22 protein-coding genes are annotated in these 22417 nt (G+C 52.2%); 8 read left to right on the top strand and 14 right to left on the bottom strand.

All coding sequences use genetic code 11. The annotated features are described in order from the left end of the window. Positions 1–30 precede the first annotated feature (30 nt). Positions 31–567, bottom strand: coding sequence for a fimbrial protein (locus ACMV5I_RS06045; RefSeq protein WP_024482986.1), 537 nt, complete (start codon positions 565–567; stop codon positions 31–33). Between the two features lie 761 nt (positions 568–1328). On the opposite strand from ACMV5I_RS06045, the gene ACMV5I_RS06040 reads away from it, so the two are divergent. Both ACMV5I_RS06040 and ACMV5I_RS06035 read left to right on the top strand, forming a co-directional pair. Continuing rightward, positions 1329–1649: a FaeA/PapI family transcriptional regulator gene (locus tag ACMV5I_RS06040; protein WP_202672111.1), complete on the top strand. Its 321-nt coding sequence runs from the start codon at positions 1329–1331 to the stop codon at positions 1647–1649. Between the two features lie 115 nt (positions 1650–1764). Continuing rightward, positions 1765–2544, top strand: coding sequence for a helix-turn-helix domain-containing protein (locus tag ACMV5I_RS06035; RefSeq protein ID WP_414823877.1), 780 nt, complete (start codon positions 1765–1767; stop codon positions 2542–2544). A gap of 32 nt (positions 2545–2576) precedes the next feature. Here ACMV5I_RS06035 and ACMV5I_RS06030 read toward each other — a convergent pair whose 3' ends face one another. The 10 genes from ACMV5I_RS06030 to ACMV5I_RS05985 all read right to left on the bottom strand — a co-directional run bounded on the left by ACMV5I_RS06030 (position 2577) and on the right by ACMV5I_RS05985 (position 11998). Next, positions 2577–3149: a DJ-1/PfpI family protein gene (locus ACMV5I_RS06030; RefSeq protein ID WP_414823876.1), complete on the bottom strand. Its 573-nt coding sequence runs from the start codon at positions 3147–3149 to the stop codon at positions 2577–2579. A gap of 131 nt (positions 3150–3280) precedes the next feature. Beyond that, positions 3281–3706: an RbsD/FucU domain-containing protein gene (locus tag ACMV5I_RS06025; protein WP_141132986.1), complete on the bottom strand. Its 426-nt coding sequence runs from the start codon at positions 3704–3706 to the stop codon at positions 3281–3283. Positions 3707–3926: 220 nt separating this feature from the next. Then, positions 3927–4691 carry an SDR family NAD(P)-dependent oxidoreductase gene (locus ACMV5I_RS06020; RefSeq protein ID WP_174333639.1) on the bottom strand — a complete coding sequence of 255 codons (765 nt, stop codon included), beginning with the start codon at positions 4689–4691 and terminating at the stop codon, positions 3927–3929. Between the two features lie 35 nt (positions 4692–4726). Next, positions 4727–6034, bottom strand: coding sequence for an MFS transporter (locus ACMV5I_RS06015; RefSeq protein WP_414823875.1), 1308 nt, complete (start codon positions 6032–6034; stop codon positions 4727–4729). A 123-nt stretch (positions 6035–6157) separates the two neighbouring features. After that, entirely contained in the window at positions 6158–7204 is a 1047-nt protein-coding gene (locus ACMV5I_RS06010) for a LacI family DNA-binding transcriptional regulator (RefSeq protein WP_414823874.1), read from the bottom strand. Between the two features lie 397 nt (positions 7205–7601). Further along, positions 7602–7907, bottom strand: coding sequence for a type II toxin-antitoxin system RelE/ParE family toxin (locus ACMV5I_RS06005; RefSeq protein ID WP_202673098.1), 306 nt, complete (start codon positions 7905–7907; stop codon positions 7602–7604). Further along, positions 7907–8161, bottom strand: a complete 255-nt coding sequence (locus ACMV5I_RS06000) for a type II toxin-antitoxin system Phd/YefM family antitoxin (protein ID WP_021179555.1) — start codon at positions 8159–8161, stop codon at positions 7907–7909. Before ACMV5I_RS06000 ends, ACMV5I_RS06005 begins: the two co-directional genes overlap by 1 nt. Positions 8162–8293: 132 nt before the next feature. Continuing rightward, positions 8294–9043, bottom strand: a complete 750-nt coding sequence (locus ACMV5I_RS05995; protein ID WP_414823873.1) for a DUF3142 domain-containing protein — start codon at positions 9041–9043, stop codon at positions 8294–8296. Then, positions 9013–11190: a hypothetical protein gene (locus ACMV5I_RS05990; protein WP_414823872.1), complete on the bottom strand. Its 2178-nt coding sequence runs from the start codon at positions 11188–11190 to the stop codon at positions 9013–9015. Before ACMV5I_RS05990 ends, ACMV5I_RS05995 begins: the two co-directional genes overlap by 31 nt. A 208-nt stretch (positions 11191–11398) precedes the next feature. Continuing rightward, complete coding sequence (locus ACMV5I_RS05985; RefSeq protein WP_121607856.1) at positions 11399–11998, bottom strand: helix-turn-helix transcriptional regulator; 600 nt, start codon at positions 11996–11998, stop codon at positions 11399–11401. A 778-nt stretch (positions 11999–12776) separates the two neighbouring features. Here ACMV5I_RS05985 and ACMV5I_RS05980 point away from each other — a divergent pair. Both ACMV5I_RS05980 and ACMV5I_RS05975 read left to right on the top strand, forming a co-directional pair. Further along, the gene (locus ACMV5I_RS05980) at positions 12777–13592 is read left to right on the top strand and encodes a winged helix-turn-helix domain-containing protein (RefSeq protein ID WP_121607857.1); all 816 of its coding nucleotides are present in this window, start codon (positions 12777–12779) and stop codon (positions 13590–13592) included. A 4-nt stretch (positions 13593–13596) separates the two neighbouring features. Beyond that, positions 13597–14073, top strand: coding sequence for a hypothetical protein (locus tag ACMV5I_RS05975; protein ID WP_121607858.1), 477 nt, complete (start codon positions 13597–13599; stop codon positions 14071–14073). 19 nt (positions 14074–14092) lie between these two features. Here ACMV5I_RS05975 and ACMV5I_RS05970 read toward each other — a convergent pair whose 3' ends face one another. Then, positions 14093–14989 (bottom strand): LysR family transcriptional regulator, encoded by an 897-nt coding sequence (locus ACMV5I_RS05970; RefSeq protein ID WP_414823896.1) that lies wholly within the window; start codon positions 14987–14989, stop codon positions 14093–14095. 260 nt (positions 14990–15249) lie between these two features. On the opposite strand from ACMV5I_RS05970, the gene ACMV5I_RS05965 reads away from it, so the two are divergent. The 4 genes from ACMV5I_RS05965 to ACMV5I_RS05950 all read left to right on the top strand — a co-directional run bounded on the left by ACMV5I_RS05965 (position 15250) and on the right by ACMV5I_RS05950 (position 20568). Then, positions 15250–16566, top strand: coding sequence for a M20 family metallo-hydrolase (locus ACMV5I_RS05965; RefSeq protein WP_414823871.1), 1317 nt, complete (start codon positions 15250–15252; stop codon positions 16564–16566). Next, complete coding sequence (locus ACMV5I_RS05960; RefSeq protein ID WP_414823870.1) at positions 16563–18014, top strand: M20 family metallopeptidase; 1452 nt, start codon at positions 16563–16565, stop codon at positions 18012–18014. The genes ACMV5I_RS05965 and ACMV5I_RS05960 overlap by 4 nt, the downstream gene beginning before the upstream one ends. A 91-nt stretch (positions 18015–18105) precedes the next feature. Then, positions 18106–19632, top strand: a complete 1527-nt coding sequence (gene abgT / locus ACMV5I_RS05955) for a p-aminobenzoyl-glutamate transporter (protein WP_414823869.1) — start codon at positions 18106–18108, stop codon at positions 19630–19632. 117 nt (positions 19633–19749) lie between these two features. Continuing rightward, entirely contained in the window at positions 19750–20568 is an 819-nt protein-coding gene (locus ACMV5I_RS05950) for a shikimate 5-dehydrogenase (protein ID WP_059201810.1), read from the top strand. Between the two features lie 199 nt (positions 20569–20767). On the opposite strand, the gene exbD is transcribed toward ACMV5I_RS05950, so the two are convergent. Further along, the gene (gene exbD / locus ACMV5I_RS05945; protein WP_024483005.1) at positions 20768–21190 is read right to left on the bottom strand and encodes a TonB system transport protein ExbD; all 423 of its coding nucleotides are present in this window, start codon (positions 21188–21190) and stop codon (positions 20768–20770) included. A gap of 3 nt (positions 21191–21193) precedes the next feature. Then, a complete protein-coding gene (gene exbB, locus ACMV5I_RS05940) occupies positions 21194–22186 on the bottom strand; it encodes a tol-pal system-associated acyl-CoA thioesterase (RefSeq protein WP_121607867.1) in 993 nt (330 codons plus the stop codon). Positions 22187–22417: the final 231 nt, after the last annotated feature.

Genomic DNA, 22417 nt, shown 5'->3' with positions numbered 1-22417 from the left:
TGCGGAAACCGCATGCAGTCACACCGACTATTAGTTGTAAGCCAGGGTAAAGTTAGTGGTCGAGGTGAAGTCACCTTCCTCGATATCCGCCAACGTGGTACCGGCATGCCCTTGCAGATAGGCAGAGAAGCTCAGAGTGTTGTTACCAGCGATCAGGTTCTGGACGGTAGTCGCAGTACCCAGGGTGATCGGTTGGTTAGAACCATCAAACATCGCGATGCTTGCACCTTTTGCCACGCCAGTGATGGCCAGCAAGGTGTTGGTGGTGCCAGTTGCGCCGCCATTTGGACCAGCGAAGGTGACCTGTACCTTGTTCTTGCTAGAGATATCGCAACCTTGCAGTTTGATATCAAAGTTCAGAACGCTGGATTTACCGCCGTTCACCAGAGCCACATTCGCCACCTGGCCAAAGCTCTTGGTCTGATCAAGGCTTTCTGGAGCGATAGAGCAAGGTGCATCAATGATTTTACCTTCGAAATTTACCTTGCCCGAACCCGCATCAGCATTTGCCAGAGAGACCATACCCAGAGACAGAACCGTAGCCAGCGCAATGTTAGTCAGTTTCATGTTTTCTTTATCCTTAAAACGTTAATTTAACGAGAAATCCAGACATACCTAGCCCGACACAATTAAAACGGTGCCTATCAGAACAACGCTGTTTTATTTGACGGTCATTGATATACCCGGCAGCATCCTTTCATTTGGTATAAAAGAAGGCATCCCTTTCCTTCCCCTTTATTTGCGAAGGGGCAGCTCACCAGAAAAGACGAGGCTCTCCCGGCGCTTCATCCGATGAATAAAGCGAATTATTAAAATACAACTTTATACGACAGCCCTGAATAGATAGAATTTCAACCACAAAGCAGCCACACACCAATTTTTTCATTGACCCGGGTATTTATGATAAGAAAATTCTCAGACCTTTCCATCGGACAACCTCATCTCCTGTCGCCAAAAAATTATTGCAAATACCTATAATTTTTGAAAGTGTTGTTTTCCAAACAGAGCAATTTCGCCATAAAAACCTTATTTATATGCAAGAATATTCTTATTGCGACGACTACGGTCGCAAAAACGAATTACTTAGTATTTTATGCTGCAAAATGCGATATTTGCGAACTCATTGATCGTAAATTTGGTTTTCACGAAACAATAGTCCATGATAGCTTAGAATGGTAAACTGACGCCTCATAAGGAAGAAATGGGGGTTATGATTCTGACAGTATTCCCCTGTGATCACCTAGAAAAGTTAGCAACAAAAGCCAGCAGCATAGGATTATTCCATTTCGAATAGCACTCATCAAGACGCATTAAAAGGAGGTAGTGACATGTCTTATCGCACCAATAAAGAAAGGGAAAAGCAGCTAAATAATGTTTTTATTGCCCTACAAACCCTTTGCAAGCGCGACATTCATCACACAGGCGTTCCCCCGCAGGTTCAATGGCCCAAGACACGGGAAATCGCAGAATACTCCGAGACAACAATATACCTTGCTCGTTACTATCTGCTGCGATTAGTTGAAAACAAAAAAGCTTATGTTACCTCTGGCGCTCTCAATAACAGTTTACGCTGGTATATTGCTGAACCATCGCCATCACCTAAACATCATGAAAAAAGGGAAGCGCAGTCCGTTGCGGTGGAAGGCTAAATACGCAGCCCCCTTCTGACTTGTGTTTGATTTTTTTCTACTGACATTTATCTATCCCGTGTCTGCCACGGTGTTCCACGTAAGGCAGACACGCCGGTTGAAAGGAACTCATGCCATGAAACAACCTCTGTCCATCATGATAATCGATGCTGACCGTTATTTTACCTATGGTCTGGGCTTGGGGCTGCAAGCCTATTTTCAGGCCCGTCAGCAGGACATCCGTCTGCTTGAGGAAACACAGGTTGGCAGCGATATCGACATCATTTTCCTGGGCGATCTGGTCACTAGCTACCCATGGCATTACCGCTTACATCAGCGGAAAAATCATCCGATGGTGTTCTTTATCACTGAGCAGGGGCGCAACAAAAACCAGCTCAAGCCAAGGGTGCATTGCGAACAATGTCATACCAGGGCGCTGTACCGCCACCAGCCGTTATCCTCATTATACGAGCGGTTGGATAGCGTGCTGTTTTCGCCCTTCGCATCGCCAGCATCATCAAGCCACGATTGCACATGTATGTCTCCGTTGACGTCGCGGGAAGAGGAGGTGTTGCGCTGTATACACATGGGAATGAATGGGCAGGATACCGGCAACTATTTGCAAATCAGCAATAAAACCGCCAATGCCCATAAGCAGAACGCCATGCGCAAACTCAATTTCAGATGCAATCAGGAGCTGTATCAATGGCTGCTGCAGGGGGGAGGACACTATCTGAACGAACGGTCGTCAATCAATCTGCCACGTTTGCCACTACGACCAAAGGTGCCCGCAGAAACCAGTCTCATTTCTCCTGCACAGTTAGTGGTACGGCAGAGAAAAGACCGCCCTTATGCTGCTTTGTCTGCGCACAAACAACCAGACACCCTCGGCCAGAGAGAGCCTGTCTCCACGTGAGATGGCTCTCGGAGACTATTTATAACAGTGGGCTAGCCTGGCTTGCGGTGCTCCGCAGCATGCATCGTAAGGTAGGTATTGAGGTTTTCATCCCCCAGACCTAAAGTGTTCAGGATTACGGCCATAAAGCTGACCGGCGCGGTACCCGGTGCCGTGATAACGCGCCGATCGGCGATGGCATAAGGCACATCCTGATAGTATTGCGCACCACCATAGTTCAGACTCAACAGGTTTTCTGCCGAATTAGAAGTATGGTGGACCGCATCAAGCACGCCCGCCTGCGCTAAAACGCGAGTGCCATCGCAAATCCCCGCGACGATAGCGTTACTTTGATAAGTCGCAGCAACCAAGGCGGTGATATCCGGCGCCTGTGCGGTTTGCCAGATGGTGCCCCCGCAGACAATCAGCAGATCGACTTCATCAGGCTGAATGGCTTCTATTGCCAGATGAGGGGAAACCAGCATGCCACCTGAAGAGGTGACCTGGGCTGCGCCAGGAGTAGCAAAACGGCAGTCAAAACCGAAGTACCCACGCCCCGTCGAGTTGATCAGAGCGGTTTCCCAATCGGAAAAGTTTTCAGTCAGGAGAGTAATAGCACGTATCATCGGAGTGTCCTTGTCAGTAATGGGGGCAATTTTCAGGATTTTCCTACCCGCAAAAACCAAGAGTAACCTGCACTGTTGACAGTTTCTGTCAGTAGCCAACAGAGGCTCCCTCCCGCAAAGATAATCCGCATTCAATCAGCCAGCGACACCGGTGCCACGGTCAGCAGCAGGTTGGCAAAGCGCCGCATCTCACCGCTGGCGATCACCAGTAATGTCTCCTGTGATTTTGCCGCATGATAGAAAGCCTCGCGGTTGAGGTAATCGATGGGGCAACCGTCAGGCAGCAGTTGCTGATATTCGGTAGCGATGGTGTTGGTGAAGTCCTGCGGCCAGGCCATCATTGAGGCGTGTTCCACGTTAATGTGCTTGAGCACTTTATCTAATATCACGCTGCTGGCGATCATTCCTGGGGCCAGGTTCAGATAGACAATGGTGGCCTCTTTCGACGAGTTGGTGACGAACGAATAGTTACCATCGGCGATGAGGATCTGGGTTTTATGCCCGCACAGCGCCAGGGCACCCAAGAGTTGCGGATGAATAATATCGGCTTTGATCATAGTTTTCCCGTAGTGAAGGCAGGTGGGCGCAGCATGCAGCGCCCCTACGTTTGAGCCCGGTTGTGGGTGTTACAGATTGCTTCCCATACCTGACCACAGCTTCGTACCAGCTCCCTCTCCTTTTGGGGGAGAGGGGAGCCGCGATCTCCGGCTAACCATTTATCATCTAAACGGGTACAGCATGATGAATCGGTTGCGGTTTATCAGCGGCTGAGTAGGATCACATACGGTAAATACCGCCGTTGATATCGATGGTGGCACCAGAGACGAAGCCGTCATATTCCGAGGCGAGGAATTTAATCACCCGAGCAACGTCTTCCGGGCTCCCCGCGCGGCCAAGGGGGATGCCGTGGATGGTTTCATCGGCAGATTCTTTGCTGGTATGCAGGTTATGGAAGCGAGTGCCAAGAATAAGTCCCGGCGCTACGGCGTTGACCCTGATGCCATGTTCACCCAGTTCCGCAGCCAGGGAACGGGTCCAGGTTAATACCGCCCCTTTGGCCATGGAGTAAACCAGTGAACCAGAATGCCCGCCAGCACGGCCAGCCAGTGAGGCCAGATTGACGACGCTAGCTCCGTCCTTGGCGCTTTTTAAGTAAGGTAGCGCGCTTTGCGTGACGTTCAGCATGGTCGTCATATTGACATCAATCACCGTCTGCCAGAATTGGCGGTCGATCTCACCGAGCCATTTACGGGCGATAATGCCGCCCACGTTATTGATCAGTATGTCTATCCCCCCCAAAAACTCGGCGGCGGCAGCGACGCATCGCTGAGTATCTGCGGTATCGGTTAAATCAGCATAACCATAGGCGGCGCGTTGACCGCGTGAATGGGCTAGCTCAGCCAGTTCCTTTGGCCCCTCTTCGCCGCTGAAATAGTGGATGTAGATGTCACACCCGGCGTTAATCAACTGCTCTGCGGTAGCTTTGCCAATCCCCTGCTCGGCTCCGGTGATAAACACTTTCTTACCCGTTAGATTTCCCATTTTATTGCCTCTCGATTATTTGCAGATAAAACCAGTTATGAGCGAATAACGCCTTCACGCTGTTTGGCGCAGTAAAAAATGCATATCAATCCGGTAACCAATAAACACAGCGACAGGAAAATCAGCCCCGAAGTATTACTGTTAGTGACGTCCTTTAATAACCCGACCACATAAGGCGCGACAAAACCCCCGATATTACCGATACAGCTCACCACCGCCAGTCCGGCCGCTGCCGCCGCCCCGGTAGAAATATTGGCGGGCATGGAAAGGAATGAAGGAACCGAGGTATAGATACCTATCGCAGCAACGCTCAGGAACATCAGCGCAACAAATACGTTGTAGTTAAAGAACACCACGGCACCTATCAGGCCAAAGGCGGCGACAATCATACTGATACCGGCAAACACGCCGATTTTTTTGCTTTTACTGGCCCACAGGCTCCACGGATAAACCAGCAGAGCGGCCAAGCCATAGGGAATAAAAGCAATCAGACTTACGTGGAAAATATCATCGCCAGAGATAGCTGTGATAATGGAAGGCAGCCACATCCCGAAACCGTAGATCCCGCACACCATGCCAAAATTCAACATGGCGTATAACAGATACTTTTTATTTTTTATGCCCTGCATGAAATCAGACAGCTTGACCTTGGAACCCGATTTGCTGCGCGTGGCGTTGTCCATCAGCCAGGCTTTCTCTTCCACATCGAGATAGCCCACATCTTTTGGTGAGTTCTTGATAATAAAAGGGATAAACAGGCCAATAATCACCGGTGGAATGCCTTCGAGGATAAACAGCCACTGCCAGGGCTCCAGGCCAAACCAGCCATGTTGGATGTTAAGGATCAGCCCGGAAATCGGTGAGCCGATAGCGTTCGACAACGGCTGTACGATGATAAACATGCCGAGGATTTTGGTGCGGTACTTCTCCGGGAAAAACACCGTGAAGTAATAGACAACCGAGGGGAAAAAGCCCGCCTCACAGACTCCCAGCATAAATCTACAGATATACAACTCCATCGGCGTGCGGACAAAACCCATCAACACGGCAAATATCCCCCAGGTGATAAGGATCCTGGCAAACCAGATACGCGGCCCAAACTTGATGGTTCCCGCATTACTGGGGATTTCAAACATAAAATAGCCGATAAAGAATATCCCAGAGGCAAAGCCAAAGGCCGAGGCGGTTAACCCCAGGCTATCTTCCAGAGCAATTGCCGCATAGACCATATTATTACGATCCAAAAAAGCCAGAAAGTATAATAAGATCATTAACGGGACAATATTCAGCGTCATTTTCCTAATGGCACTGCGTTCAATTTCCTGAGGCGTTCTTTTTTGCATAATAGAATACTTCCAATGTTGTTAATCGGAATAATAATCTGCTACAGGCATGCCTGATGGATACAGGTATATTTACCTGATAATAAACAATGCTATTTAATCGTTCTCGTTACACTATTTGCGTTATGGCGTAATAGTTATTACCGACTGGCGGCTGACTAACGTCGGCGGGAAAATAAACTCTTCAGGGATTAATGTAGGATCCCCCACGCGTTGCAATAAGCGCTCCACCATCAATTGGGCCATCTCGGCAAGCGGTGGCATGACGGAGGTCAGTGCGGGCCACACCAGCCCCGAGAGCGGAATATTGTCGATACCCACCACCGATATCTCACCAGGCACCGCCACTCCCGCTTCCCGCAGCCCCGCCAACAGGCCGATACCCAGAGCATCGTTGATAGCAACCACGCCATCCGGGCGTGGAGAAAGAGCCATTACCTGAGCGGCCAAGGTAAAGCCCAGTTCGGCCATCTCGGTATCGCCATACTCTCCACTGGCTTTGCCTTCTATCACCCGCTGCTGAGCGGGCAGGCGATGATTACGCACCACGGTGAGAAACCCTTCAATCTTATGGCTGCGGCTCATGGTCAGACTGGCCTCGGTGGCAAAGACGATATTGCGGCAACCGCGTTCGATCAGGTGTTGAGCCGCCAACCGCCCGGCCTCTACGTTGTCCATTGAGACGCTATCGAATAACCGGGCATCAGCGGTGAAGCTCCCCGCCATCCGGCTATCGTAGTTGACGATCATCATTCCCATTTCGGCAGCCTGTGCGAAATGGGTCTTACGGATATCACTCGCCGCAACGATAATGCCGCGCACCCCATGGGCGAACATATCTTCGATAAAGGTGCGCTCTTCATCTTCTTGCCGATAGGTGTTGCCCAACAGCACCCGGTAGCGGTGTTCTTTAGCCGCCAGGTCAACCTCGCGAGCCAGGGCAGAAAAGCTGGGGTTGACGATCGAGGGAACCAGCAGACCGATCATCCGGGCATGCCCGGTTTTCAACTGCTGCGCCACTCTGTTTGGCTGATAGTTCAATTCACGCATCACCTGTTCAATACGCAGCCGGGTTTCCGGGCGCATTTGATTACTGCGCCCATTTAACACGTTGGAAACGCTGCTCACGGAAACACCGGCGAGATGTGCGACATCACGAATATTGGCCATATTTTCGCTCCCCCCTCCGGTGCTGACGTTAATCGGTGACGTTATGGACGACAATCCGTTAAATCACCGCATAATCAATACGTTAAATAGAACCTCTGACATAATCTGTATCGTTTTAGTGAAACGATGCAGATCAATTTATAGCGGAGATATGACTCAATCAAGCGACTTTACCGGCCGCGCAGCGGTTGCGTGATGCTTTTGTGAAAGCAATCAAGCCCAGCGCCATGGCATTACTAAACACGGGTAAAATCCCCGGTTGTTTAGTCAGTGTTTAGTGGTGGGATTAAAGGCTGGAACGGGGTTTGGTCGGGCGCAGCATGCAGCGCCCCTACATAAATAGTCTGCAAAACAGGAGCGCAAAATAACAGGCAAAGAGAGTTCCTTCCTCCTATGTTCATATCCGACGATTTAATAACAACGTTGGTAGGCGACTCTGGTGAACAACGCCGATGATAGAAATTCCATCAGCGGCACGTTGATAATAGATCGTATGGCTCATATACGGAAAACTCCATATATCCAACCCTAAACTTTCAACTTCATTAGTGCCCATCCCCGGCATATTAGCCAAATGCTGCATAGTGGCACGCATACCAGCCAAGTATTCCCTTGTTGTCAACGTTCCAAACTGCCTCAGAGAAAATGCCTTTAATTCGCGCAAATCCTCTCGCGCATCGTCAGTCAGTTTGTAGTTAGCCATTAGAGATCCTTCATCAACTCGTCAAATACCTGATCACCCTCATGCAACTGGCCAGCCTCTGCCTGAGTAATGGAGCGCGCAAGCTTGGCGCGCAAGCTTTGCAGTTTCAACGCCTCAAACTCGTTGTAATCCTCAACAGACATAACCACTACGGAAGGTTTACCGTTTTTGGTGATGCTGATCGGCTCACGCTGAGCTTTAGTTATCATCTCGCCAAACTGGGTTTTGGCCTGGTTGGCCGTAAAGCTAATCATGGCAATCTCCTCAGTCGTTCAAATAGGTATAAATCGTTCGATTCATACCTATTCTAGACCAGTTAAGTTCTGCATACTAGCATAAGCAAATAATATGGTTATCCAATTGATATACTTGCATAAAATTAACAACTATAGGCTCGTATTCAACAAAAAAACCACCTCACCGCGATAATAAGGCGATGTGGCCAGCCGCCGTTGCCATTCGGAGTTCCAGTCGCCCTGCTGCACCAGACCGATTTTGAAGGGGATTTGTAGCTTAAGCAGCGCGGGGAGATAGCGTTCATATTCCGTGACCGTACGCCGCCCCTGATAGGTTTGGATCACCAACTCATCGATTGGCAACGCATTCAACTGGCTGACGTTACCGGTCTTTGCCCAATCGAGCAGGCCAGTCACGCCCAAAGCATATTCTTTAGGTAACCGACCGCGCAGCTTGTCGAGAAACTCCGCGTACTTATCCAGTTGATAGGTTGCCGCGTCAAAGTCGATCTGTAGCCCTACCACCCGATTGCCTGCCGCTGCCCAACGGGCAGGCAGACGCACCGCCGAGGCCAATACTTCGTCGGACATGTCCAGAGTAGCAACACGTACGGTGATCCAGACGGCGGGTGCCTGGAGCTTGCTCAGCGGCAGCCCTAACTTCAGAAAACGAGCGCCCTGGCGGCCGTTCACGATTTCACCCTGATGGAGATAGAGCAGATCGGCCTGCTGCAACGCAGGCTGCGGCCAAACCCCGGACCAAAGCCAGAATGCGCGGTAATTATGCGCATTGACATACCGGCCAGCTGCGTTATCCGCCGCTGCGGCGGTTGCAAAGACCGGCAACCACAGCAGCAGCAATAACCGCGTCACCAATAGTATTTGAGCTTTTGTTCCCATTGGTTACCTTTATACTGGCTCTTCAACAGGTTAAACCAACGTTGGCGAGTTTTTTGCGAGATCTCCTGCCGATCGCAGCTGTTGTAGCCGGAAGGTGAGAAACACATCACCGCCCGGTACAGCGCATAGGTTTTATCTTCCGGTTCGGCCTTGGGATCGGCGATCACTTGCTGATAATATTTTAATCTGCCGTGCGCTTTATCTTTACCCAGTTCGGCCCCAGCCAGGTCATCCAGCTGTTCATTACCCCCCATTTCCGCTTCGGTGCTGATATCGGCAAAGGTGGTACGCAAGAACTCTGCCACACAGTTCATGGCGTGCGCATCGGTCTTGTTCTTCGCCAATACGGCAACGTTAGCGTCTAAAGAAGCACAGAAATAGCCAGGCTCGGTCCGACTGCCATCCCAATCGAAAACGCTGAGTGCGACATCGCCAAATACCTGTGGGTCAGGCGTCTGCTTGATATTTTTTTTCAGTTGGCTGTCGTCAATAAACCCCTGGTAGTCGCCTACCATCAAATCCTTGAACAGCAGCGTATGCAGAGCGATGGTCTTTTCTTCGTCATTGGGTGCGCCCGCGGCTTGCTGTTGCAGCAACGCTTTGTTGGCCAGGCTTTTGAGCACCACGGAGCGATAACGCAGGCTATTGATTGGGCTGTCAGGGGCAAAAATAGCGGCAGTTTTATTTTCCTGCACCAAGGCGGTGGTCAACATCTGCTGCAGATACTGTTGCTGATAAGGGGCAAGCTTCATGCCAAGCAGATGACGCCAATGGGCTTCGGCACCCTGCCAATTTTCCTGCATCACCAGGGCATCGCCGTAGAGGATCTGTTGGCTGAACGCGATGAGATCGTTCGCTGCCAACTGTGCCGTTGGCTGGATCGCCCTGGTGACCGCGGCATAATCCTTTTGCTGATAGAACAGCCAGGCATTATGCATATATTCCCAGAGCGGCAACTGATTGGCGGCAACAAACATCGGTTTGTACCCCTGCAGCATCTCATCGCTCACTTTCGGCATCGACTGGTTATCGAGATTGTATTTACGCAGCCACTTCATGGTTTGAGTGAAGGTCAACAACGGGGCATCGGCACTGCTGACAAAGGGTTGCTCTGCGCTGTCATAAGGAATGTTGCGGCTCAGCAGGATTTGATCCCCTTCATCAATCATCGCGCCAAGCGTATTGATATCGGTGGCGGCGGCGATCTCGGTTTCATACAGCTGTGCCAATCGTGGCCAGTCGGACAGATACCAATTCACCCGGCGCTGTAATCCCTGCACGGAAGCCACATATTCACCTTTGGGGTAAGCGGCCAGATAGGCCTGCGCACGTTGCAATGCCAGAGCGCCCGCCTCTTTATTAGCCCGCTGCGGATCGAACATACCGTACTGATCCGTGGCATTTTCAGTGATCTGGTTCAAGGCCACGCGGAACAGCATATAAGCGGCGGTTTCGGCTACCCATGGTTGATCCGACTCTTTAAGCCGTTGGAACCCAGTATCCGCATCGGCAAACTGCCCCTGATAAAACTGTTCCGCACTGGTGAGGTAATCTCTGAACGCCGCCGCATGAGACCCTGCGGCATAGTTGGCCATCAGCGGTAAGAACTGCTCCGGCTGCGCTTCACCCCGGTAAATTTTGGCCCGGCGCAACGCCAGTAAATCGCGTTCGGCCTGATCTAACTGCTGGTCGTCCAACAAGGTCTGGAAAAATTGGCTGAGTGACAGCGGATTATTAGAGATCCAGCGGCCTTCATATTCGGCTGAAAAGCCGGTTAACCCCGAAGGTTTAATGCCCAGGCTTAATGCTAGCGCATCGAGTGGGTCTTCCTGCGGCACGGCTGTCTGGCCTGGTGTGGTGGTCTGATCGGTTGCAGGCGCTGCTTCACCAGGAAATACGCCAAACTGGTAGCCTCTACTGCGGCTGATATCCTGCGGCAATGACGACAACGCCACGGGTAAATTACGCATTCCCGCCGCCAGCATCAGTAGATTGACGCGGGTATCATTATCAGCGGCCAGGTAAGGCACACCGCCCATTGCGCAATAGTCGCTCCAGCGGCAGCCAGTTTCATCGGAAGAGGCCAGTGAGAACTGGCTGGTACCAGCGAGGGTTGAGACCACCGCGGCTACTATGAGTTTTTTCATCGATATCCTTACTTATCTCCAGTGCTCACTCTCATCCCGAGTGAATTTTGCCTGAGATAGTGTCGTAAGCATTGAGAAAAAACAATACGGCAAAAACCAACCGGCATAATTAGGAATTATGCGAGCCCAATCCTCCCCTAAACGGCCACAGGGCTCAACAAAAGGCTCTGATCTCCCACCGCTTGCGTCGCTGGCAGCTGTATTTGGTTTATCGCGTGCTATTTCCCAACCACAGGCCACCTTGCAGCAGCCAGTAATATAATTCGCCATTACGCTTGAAGCCCAGCTTGCGCATCGCCGTGAGTTTATGGGTGCTGACTGTCTTGACGTTAAGCGAAAGTTTGCTCGCGATCTCGTCAGGTGTTAATTCCTGTGAGATCCCTTGCAGAACGTCGCGCTCACGCGGGGTCAGATGCAAATGCCGACACACACTTACCGTATCGTCTGTCAAAGACGACTGACTTGCCTGCTCAAACAATTCCTCAACCAGACGCACCACGGCATCAGGCCGTTCCTTGCGACCTAATAGCGCAAGTTCATGCTGACGTATTTTATTCTCACCAGCCGTATCATTTATGATAATCGTCCCAAGCCGCCGGTTCTGCGGATTTTCCCGGCGAGAATTGAACCGCGAAGACCAGCCAAAGGGGTTGACACAAACCATCAGGTCGATCGTTATCCCAGGCGCAACCGGCACAAAACTCCATGTACAGCCTTTAGCTAAAAAATAGTCCTGCAAAATATGTTGAATGCCCAGAGCAAAATAACGGTTGCTATCCTGAATAGTGATAACAATATGTGGTGTCATTTTAGTTCCTTATAAATCGGCATGAAAACACGCGATAATATGGGTTTCGTTTATATGACAAATCATCCTTGACGCTAACACCCCCAAACAAGAGATGCGGATACCTCCGCATGCCAAAAATAGGTTATGCCTATAATGACGTAGCCGATGACTGGTCAGCTAAAGTGAGGCCGGCAACCGCCTTGAATTAGCCTTTGGTAACAGTGGCAGACGCACCATCCCCCTGCAGATAGGCACTGAAGTTCAGGGGATTATGCTTTTTGGCAGCTTTTGGATGGTGGTTGGCCCAGTCAGCTTAATAGGACCGCTAGCATCCTCAATGACGGGGCTAGCCCCCAATATCCAAGGGTCTGCGACGGCAGCGAGGTTACCATTGAAGGACACCGTCACTTTGTTGTTGGCATTTGGCTCGTTACCGATTTCACCGTTACGTACACTCTTTAAACGCTTTCGCCAGTGGTTTGGCGTTGCGATAAATCTTAATGACTAGATAGTGAACAAGCAAAATAACCTACTTAATAGATAAAAATTAGATTTAATGACTAAAAATTATCAATTTTAATATATTTAATTCCGTTTGGGGCAAAAAAAAACCGATAAGCGAGTAGGTAATACTGTCTTGAATTCAACTAGTTATTATTGCTGAAAAAATAGTTCAAATCAGGGTTGACTAGGGTAGCGGGTTACAACTAAATTCCTACGCACAGTCAAGCCATTAAGACTATTCTTATCACTGGACGCAGTTCAACACTAACACCAAGGATGCTCGGTTATCGCCATGAAATATATAATAAACCTTAATATTATCTTTGATCCTGACAATAGAATATTGACGGTTAAAAACGACATTCAGCAATCTGTTGAATTATCAAAGCCAGCAACCCGGTTACTCAGTGAGTTGATCAACAACAATAGAGTTAACCTTGCTCGCGATGACCTGCTAAAAAATGTCTGGGCGGACTATGGCTTTTCACCGTCTAATGCCAGCCTGAATAACCATATTAGTGAGCTACGCAAAGCCTTCACTAATCTCGGCGTGAGTAAGGATATAATTTCCACCGTTCCCCGCGTCGGTTTTAGAATGGATGCGGAAATCCATCCGATACAAAAATCGGAGCAGGGGATCACAGAAGAAGCACCGGTCTCCAGGGTTCCTGTCACTGAAGAATCTCACACCTCATCAGAAACCCTACCGCCGACAATGACTGAGCAAGGAGAACATCAATCTATCTATTTGTCGTTAAAAAAACACAAGATGATAATCTACATACTTGCTCTTTTACTGTTACTGACCACGGTAACTGGCACGACAATGCTGAGACACAACCAAAAAGAGAGCGTGAACTTCGTGGTGACTCATGAAAAATGCAGTATCTATAACTTAAATGACGACAAGCCAAATCAAGAGTTTACGGCTAAAATCGTCAAGGAGATAGCAGCGGAAGGCATAGACTGTTCGCGGGAGGATCTGGATGTTTTTTATGCAGAGGCACACCCTAATAACGACCGTTTCAGAGTTCGGCTGCTCGCTGCCTGTAGTAAAATTGATGCCACCAGTTATAAAAATTGTTTAAATTACAAAACAGTAGAGTAATAATATGAAAAAAATCGTCGTAGCCCTGCTGTTGATTATTAGTTTTTGTTCAACCCTTTTTTATATTTATCAGGTGCAGTCCCGCAAGCCGTTCCATTGTGATGCTCAGCTGTTCGCGCACCTCAGAATCAATGAAGCTGACGAAGTCGAGGTCAACACCCATGTCGACGTCATTTTTAGGTCGGCATATGATGGGATTTTGAAATTTTCCGGCTCAATCAAGAATAAGGGCCATGACTATATCCTGAGAAGGACAGTCTACTTTACCGTTGCCCCGTCAGAGCTGGAAAATGTGAACGAAATCGTCTTTACCCGTACAGAGAGCCACCCCACGGATAATACGCCAGCAGACCTTTGGCAGAACAGAGTGTTACCGCAAACCCCGGGCATCGGGTTTTACTCAAAGATCAGGGATTTAGATAGAAATGCCATTATTATCAAAGGATTTACTAATCCTCTGATCGTCTGTATTCGCCGCTAACGGCACCACGGATAGGCTGCTACCGGCAATGCTGCCTGAACAGGCGGGCCAGGTAGGCACCCATCGGCGTGAGCGTCATATCCTTTCGTTGGATCAGGTAGAAGGTAGCTTGTGGTAAGGCTTCATCCAATTCTAACGCGACCAGATGACGGCCCAGGATAGGATCGGAGATCACATCAACCGACAGAATGCTGACAAAGTCACTCTGCGCCACCAGGCTGGTACAGGCCATAAAGGTTTCGCAGGTGACACTGATCGCCGGTGCCATCCCCATATCACCAAACAGTTCATGTAGCAGGCGGTAGTAGCTGCCATTGGGGGTTGGCATAGTCCAATCGCAATGTTGCAGCTCCTTGAGCGTGCGGGCGTTCTCACAAGGGTGCCCTTTGCGCACCACCACCTTGTATTCTCTTTCCATCAGCCGCTCAAAGCTCAACTCATTGTCCATGCTGCTGGGGTAGTAGGTATTAATGGTAAAATCCAGTTCCCCCTGGCGTAACTCCGGGATCATCGAGACCAGTTGCCCCTCCACGATGCGCACCTTCACATTGGGATATTCGCGGTGAAACTGGGTGATCACTTTCGGCATTACCGTGCGGGCAACGCTGCCACCGACACCGATATTGACCGAGCCGCCCGCTAGCCCCAACCGCTGCTGAATATCCTCCTGCGCCACCCGCAGCTCTTCGAGGATCAGGCTGGCATGCTGAAAAAAGTTATCACCGCAGTCGGTTAAGACCACCCCTTTGCTGCGGCGGACAAACAGCTTGGCGCCGAGCACCTCCTCCAGTTCCTGAATTGACTTGGTCAACGCAGGCTGGGAAAGGTTACAGGTACGGCTGGCGGCGCGGATACTGCCCTGGCGGCTGACTTCCACAAAGGCGCGTAACTGGTGCAATTTTATCGAGGCTGGCATAGGCGATTGGCGATAACCGTTGTTTATCAGTAGCAAGATATTGGCATCTTATTTAACCCGATACCATTGTGTACATTCGAAAAAAACATAATAAATAACCCAATCATCATTTCGCTTATTTAAACGCAGTATCGCGCTCAATAAGCGCCATTCACGTCTTTTAGCAACTAATTACGTAAATATTCAATTTTAATTTAATTGTCTGACCTTCACTGCTGCCTGAGTTTTATTCAAGGCGTGATAACTAATGGAAAACTGCTATGAACACTCCGCTTTCAACGTTGGTGACCGAACTGTACCCGCAACTGCAAGCCTGGCGCCGTGACTTCCACCACTATGCCGAATCCGGCTGGCTTGAATTTCGTACCGCTTCACTGGTGGCGGAAGAGTTGGATCGGTTAGGTTATCAGTTGCAACTCGGCCGCGAGGTGATCAACGCCGAAGCCCGTATGGGGCTACCCTCTGCACAAATCCTGGCGGCGCAAGAACAACGCGCCATCGAACAAGGTGCCCAGGCGAAATGGCTGCCCTTCTTCTCCGGCGGTTTTACCGGCATTGTCGCCACGCTGGATACCGGCCGCCCAGGCCCCACCATCGCCTTTCGCGTCGATATGGACGCGCTCGATCTCAATGAACTGCTACATCCCGACCATCTGCCATTCCGTGAAGGCTTCGCCTCCTGCAATAGCGGCATGATGCACGCCTGCGGGCACGATGGGCATACCACAATCGGCCTAGGGTTGGCGCGCGTTTTCAAGAGCCTGGAGCCACAGCTGCATGGCCGCATCAAGCTGATCTTCCAACCGGCCGAGGAAGGCACCCGTGGAGCCAAATCGATGGTGGAAGCCGGCGTGGTCGATGACGTCGATTTCTTTACCGCCGTGCATATCGGCACCGGCGTACCGGCCGGGGATCTGGTGTGCGGCAGCGACAGCTTTATGGCTACCACCAAGCTGGACGTCACCTTCCGTGGCGTGGCCTCCCATGCTGGGGCCAAACCGGAGGATGGCCGCAATGCCCTGCTGGCGGCAGCTCATGCCAGCGTTGGGCTATATGCTATCCCCCGCCACAGTGAAGGCAGCTCCCGTATCAACGTTGGCGTGTTGCAGGCGGGCACCGGCCGTAACGTCATCGCAGACAGCGCCTTTATGAAGGTAGAGACACGCGGCGCCACCAATGAGATCAACGAGTTTGTCTATCAACAGGCGCTCAACGTCATCCAAGGGGCCGCGACCATGCAGGGGGTGGAATACGACATCACCCTGATGGGCGCGGCGCAAAGCAGCCAGCCGACGCAACCTTGGGTGGATTACATCCATCGCCAGGCACTCAGCATCAGCGAGCTTGGTTCAGTGGTGGATCGCCGCGAGCAGGCGGCAGGCTCTGAGGATGCCACCTACATGATGGAACGGGTGAAATCTCACGGTGGGCAAGCATCCTATGTGATTTTCGGTTGCGAACTCAGCGCCGGGCATCACAACGAGAAATTCGACTTTGACGAGCAGGTACTCACCGTGGCGGTAAAAACGCTGGCTACCCTGGCACTGAACCTACCGACTTTTGGGAGCGCAGTATGAAACAACCGGAACTGGTCTCTTTTATCCACCATTACATCGATAGTCATCAGGCCCATTTCAGTGCCTTAAGCGATGAGATCTGGGATCACCCGGAAACCCGCTTTACCGAAATCCACTCAGCCGAGCTACTGGCAAACGCCTTGGAACAAGAGGGTTTTGAGGTTGAACGCGGCGTTGGCGGCATTGAAACGGCGTTTATCGCCAGCTTCGGTAGCGGCCATCCGGTGATCGCCTTATTGGGTGAATACGATGCATTGGCCGGTCTGAGCCAGCATGCGGGCTGTGCCACCCCGTCTCCGCTGGTGGAAAACGGCAATGGTCACGGCTGTGGGCATAACCTGCTCGGCACCGCCGCACTGGCCGGGGCCTTTGCGGTTAAAGCCTGGATGGAACAGCAACAGTTAACCGGCACGATACGCTTTTACGGTTGCCCAGGGGAAGAAGGCGGCTCTGGTAAAACCTTTATGGTGCGTGAAGGACTGTTCGCCGATGTGGATGCCGCCCTCACCTGGCATCCGGAAGGCTTCAGCGGCATGTTCAATACCAGCAGCCTGGCCAATATTCAGGCTGCGTTCCGCTTCAAGGGCGTCGCCGCCCACGCGGCCAACTCGCCGCATCTCGGCCGCAGCGCGCTGGATGCCGTGACGCTGATGAACACCGGAGCCAACTTTCTGCGTGAACATATCGTGCAGGAAGCCCGGCTGCATTATGCGGTCACCAATACCGGCGGCAGTTCCCCCAACGTGGTGCAGGCCGATGCAGAAGTGTTGTACCTGGTGCGCGCTCCACAGCTCGATCAGGTGCAGGATATTTACCAGCGCCTGGTCAACGTGGCCAAAGGCGCTGCGCTGATGACTGATACTCAGATGACGGTGCACTTTGAAAAAGCCTGTTCCAACTACGTCCCCAATCGCCGCCTGGAACAGGCGATGTATCAGTACGTGTGCGATTTCGGCTTGCCGGATTACAGCGACGAAGAGCGGCGTTTTGCCACGGAGATCCGCCAAACGCTCAGTAAAGACGACCTGCGTAATGCCAAGCTGAACATTTCACGTACTGGTGGAGTGGCTGGGCAGGAATGGGTACGGCAGTTGGGCGATAAGGTGTTGATGGACGAGGTCGCTCCCTACTTGGAGTCACAAGAAATTCTGTACGGCTCTACCGACGTCGGCGACGTCAGTTGGGTCACGCCAACGGCCCAGTGCTTCAGCCCCTGCTTTGCTCTGGGGACGCCGTTGCATACCTGGCAGTTGGTCGCCCAGGGCCGCACCTCAATAGCCCATAAGGGCATGTGCCTGGCCGGTAAAGTGATGGCCGCTACCGCCGTCGCTTTACTGAGCGATAACGCCTTACTGAACGCCTGCCGCGAGGAATTCCGCCAGCAACGTGCCGAACACCCATATCAATGCCCCATCCCTGCGGGGGTGAAACCTTCCCCACTGAAGTAAATCCCGACCGTTCTGGCTCCCGTTCCGAGCCAGGACTCCATAGCGACCCATAAAACTATAAAAATCTGATGACGGACAAGAGGGTAATATCATGAGTGAGATAGCATCATCCGCCAATAAAAGCCCCGGGCGTATTTTTTACTGGGTAGAACGTATCGGTAATAAAATCCCCAATCCCTTCCTGTTATTCGTTTATTTGATCGTGGTGTTAATGCTCGCCACCGCGCTCATTTCCTGGTTGGGCCTGGTGGTGAAAAACCCAGCCACCGGGGAAATGATCCAGGTAAAAAATCTGCTGAGCGTGGAGGGAATACAATGGATCCTCCCCAATATCATTCACAACTTCAGCGGATTTGCACCATTGGGGGCGATCCTGGCGCTGGTGATCGGTGCCGGTCTGGCGGAAAAGGTCGGCCTGTTACAGGCGCTGATGTACAAAATGGCCTCACACGTCAGCGCCGGCTACGCCAGCTATATGGTGCTGTTTATCGCTTTCTTCAGCCATATCTCCTCCGATGCCGCGCTGGTAGTGATGCCGCCGCTGGGGGCGTTGATCTTCCTGGCCGTCGGGCGTAACCCCATTGCCGGGCTACTGGCGGCGATCGCCGGTGTCGGCTCGGGTTTTACCGCCAACCTGCTGATTGTCACCACCGATGTGCTGCTTTCCGGCATCAGTACCGAAGCGGCGAAAGCGGTTGACGGCGCAATCCACGTCAGCGTGATCGATAACTGGTACTTTATGGCCACCTCGGTGATCGTACTAACCATCACTGGCGCGTTGTTAACGGATAAATTTATCGAGCCACGGCTACCAAAATGGCAAGGCACCACCGAAGACAAGCTCGAGGAACTCACTCCATTACAAAACCGTGGCCTGATAATGAGCGGGATCTCCGCACTGGTGTTTATCGCCGTGATGGCCGCACTGGTAGTGCCAGAGGGTGCCCCACTGCGCGATCCGCAAACCGGCTCGGTAATCCCCTCGCCCTTTATTAAAGGCATAGTGCCGATCATCATCCTGTTCTTCTTCACCGTCGCCATCACTTACGGCGTCGTCACCAAGAGCATCCGCCGCCCGGACGATATTCCCAACCAGTTGGTCGAGCCGATGAAGAACATGGCGGGCTTTATCGTCATGGTGTTCCCGCTGTCGCAGTTTGTGGCGTTCTTCAACTGGAGCAACATGGGCAAGTTCATGGCCATCGGCCTGACGGATCTGCTGGAGGCGGCCGGAATGAGCGGCGCACCGGCGTTCCTCGGCCTGATGTTCCTGTCCGCCTTCCTGTGCATGTTTATTGCCAGCGGTTCCGCCATCTGGTCGATCCTCGCCCCGATCTTCGTGCCGATGTTTATGCTGTTGGGCTTTCACCCGGCCTTCGCCCAGATGATTTTCCGCATCGCGGACTCATCCGTGCTGCCGCTGGCACCGATGTCGCCATTCCTGCCGCTATTCCTTGGCTTTCTGCAACGCTACCTGAAAGACGCCAAACTCGGCACCTACTACGTGCTGATCATGCCGTATCCGCTGGTGTTCTTCGCCGTCTGGACCCTGCTGTTGGTGGTGTGGTACGTGCTGGGGCTGCCTATCGGACCTGGGGTCTACCCGAAAATGGGATGAAGGGGGGCAATATTTTGTACTTGATAACGCGACTTTTGGCGTAAGGTAAACTGATTATCCCCACCGGGTGCTTGTCCGCCAGTGGGGACATTTCTCCCAATGAGCTAAGGGCACGTCATGAGTCGTGAAATCAACAAAGATACGCAGCTGTGTATGTCGCTGGCCGGTCGGCCAGGCAATTTCGGCACCCGTTTCCACAACTATCTGTATCAGGAACTGGATCTGAACTTCATCTATAAGGCGTTCACCACCAAAGACATTCAGGCAGCGGTCGGCGGCGTGCGCGCTTTGGGTATTCGCGGCTGTGCGGTTTCCATGCCGTTCAAGGAGAGCTGTATTCCGTTCCTTGATGAGCTGGATGCGTCGGCCACGGCAATTGAGTCAGTCAATACCATCGTCAACGACGACGGCTTCCTGCGGGCCTATAACACCGACTATATCGCCATCGCCAAACTGCTGGCGAAATACCAGATCCCTCCGGCCACCTCGTTTGCTCTGCGTGGCAGCGGCGGTATGGCTAAGGCGGTCACCGCAGCCCTGCGCGATGCCGGGTTCAAGAACGGCCATATCATTGCTCGCAATCCACAGGCGGGCCAGGCTCTGGCGGCGCAATATGGTTATCAGTGGCAGCCAGAAGTGGGCGATTTGCAGGTTGAGATGGTGATTAACGTCACGCCGATCGGCATGGCGGGCGGTAGCGAAGCCGAGCAGTTGGCCTTTGAACCGGCCACTATCAAGGCTGCCAAGATCGCTTTCGACGTGGTTGCACTGCCAGCAGAAACCCCGCTGATCCGCTATGCCCGTGAACAAGGTTTGCAGGTGGTGACCGGTGCCGAAGTGATCGCTTTACAGGCTCTGGAGCAGTTTGTGTTGTACACCGGTGTGCGTCCTTCCGATGAGCAAATCACCCGCGCTGCGGCACATGCTCGTGGCTAAATAGCCCGAGAGAACATCAACCGGCTCACCACATAGGGGGGCTGCAGGCTGCGCCCGTTGAAATAATCAATGGATTAAATCGATTGAGATTGTCAGCAGTATCGTGGTAATTCGGGGGAGTTGTGCAGAAATAAGCAGGTAATAGGCCCTCTTCTTCGAGTCAGGCAACCCGAAGAAGAGGAAATGGCTGGGTCTCAGATTACTTGGCCACGCCTTCCATCCCCACCAACCCAACTTTCAGGTAGCCGGATTTGCGTAGCGTATCCATCACGCTCATCAGCGTTTCATAATCTACGGTCTTGTCCGCCTGGAAGAAGATGGTGGTTTCTTTATTCGACTGCGTGCGTTGATCCAGCACCGACGTCAGCTGTTCCGCCGTCACCGGTTCATCACCGACATACAGCTGCTTGTCTGCCTTCACCGACAGGAACACCGGTTTTTCCGGACGCGGCTGCGGTTTAGCGGAAGAAGCGGGCAGATCGACACGAATATCTACCGTTGCCAGCGGCGCAGCCACCATAAAGATGATCAACAGCACCAGCATGACGTCGATAAACGGCGTCACGTTGATTTCATGCAGTTCGCCGCTGTCGTCCAGATCTTCATTTAAGCGCATCGCCATAACTCACCCCACCCGCAGTTGGTGCGCATGCTGCGAACGTTTGGCATCGGCCGAGGCCGCCAGATCCAGATCGCGGCCCAACAGCAGCAGCACCTGTGCCGCCACATCGCCCACCTGAGCACGGTGGCCGCCAATGACACGAGCAAAGATGTTGTAGATCACTACCGCCGGGATGGCCGCAACCAAACCGAGCGCGGTGGCCAGCAAGGCTTCCGCAATCCCCGGTGCAACGACCGCCAGGTTAGTGGTTTGCGAATGGGCAATGCCGATAAAGCTGTTCATGATACCCCATACGGTGCCGAACAGGCCGACAAACGGTGAAATGGCGCCGATGGTAGCCAGGAAGCCATTGCCGCGCCCCAGTTGACGCCCATAGGCCGCTACGCGGCGTTCCAGACGGAAACCGGTACGCTCTTTAATACCGTTGTTGTCGTTAGAGGCCGCCGACAGCTCCAGTTCGTTCTGCGCGTCTTGCAGCAGCACCGCACTGATGCTCTCTTGCGAGAAGCTTTGCGCCAGTTCGGAGGCATCGTCCAGCGAACGCACGTCAGCCAGCGCCAACTGCTCACGGCGCAGACGGCGCTTGGAACGAAACAGCTCACTGCCTTTGGCAAACAGAATGGTCCAGGTGACGATAGACGCCAGCACCAGGCCAATCATCACGATTTTCACCACGATATCGGCGTGCTGATACATGCCCCAGACGGAAAGGTCCATACCACGCGTTTCTGGCGGTTGGATGGTCGGTTCAGGATTAACCGGAGTGATATTTTCCGGGGTACCCGCCACTGGGGTTACCGCTGTTGGTGTGGCTGGTGTCGTTGCCGCGGCAACGCTTTCAGCGACTGCTGGTGCAGTGGCCGGAGCCGCCTGAGCGTTGCCCGCCAACCCCACCACCAATACCAGTGAGGCGATCACACTACGCCCCAATGCGCCCCATTGCCCACGGCCTGCGCCCTGAGCACTTTGATTTGTCATTTTGCCAGCCGTTTTCACGCTGTGCCTCCACCCATTTCAACATTTAAGGAAGAATTCAGCGTGCGATCATATCAAACCAATCAGGGATTGATAGTAGTTATCATTATTATTTGAAGAATTACGCATCGACGAGCAAAAAATGATACAACCCCAGTCACTGTCAGTGTTTGCGCGTCGTTTGGCATAACATTGCCTACCCATAACGCTAACAAAATCATCACTCAAACTGCTGATTTATACCCCAACTGG

Source organism: Serratia sp. T13T92 (assembly GCF_047530105.1).
Lineage (GTDB): Bacteria > Pseudomonadota > Gammaproteobacteria > Enterobacterales > Enterobacteriaceae > Chania > Chania fonticola.
This window is presented reverse-complemented; position numbering and strand designations above follow the sequence as displayed.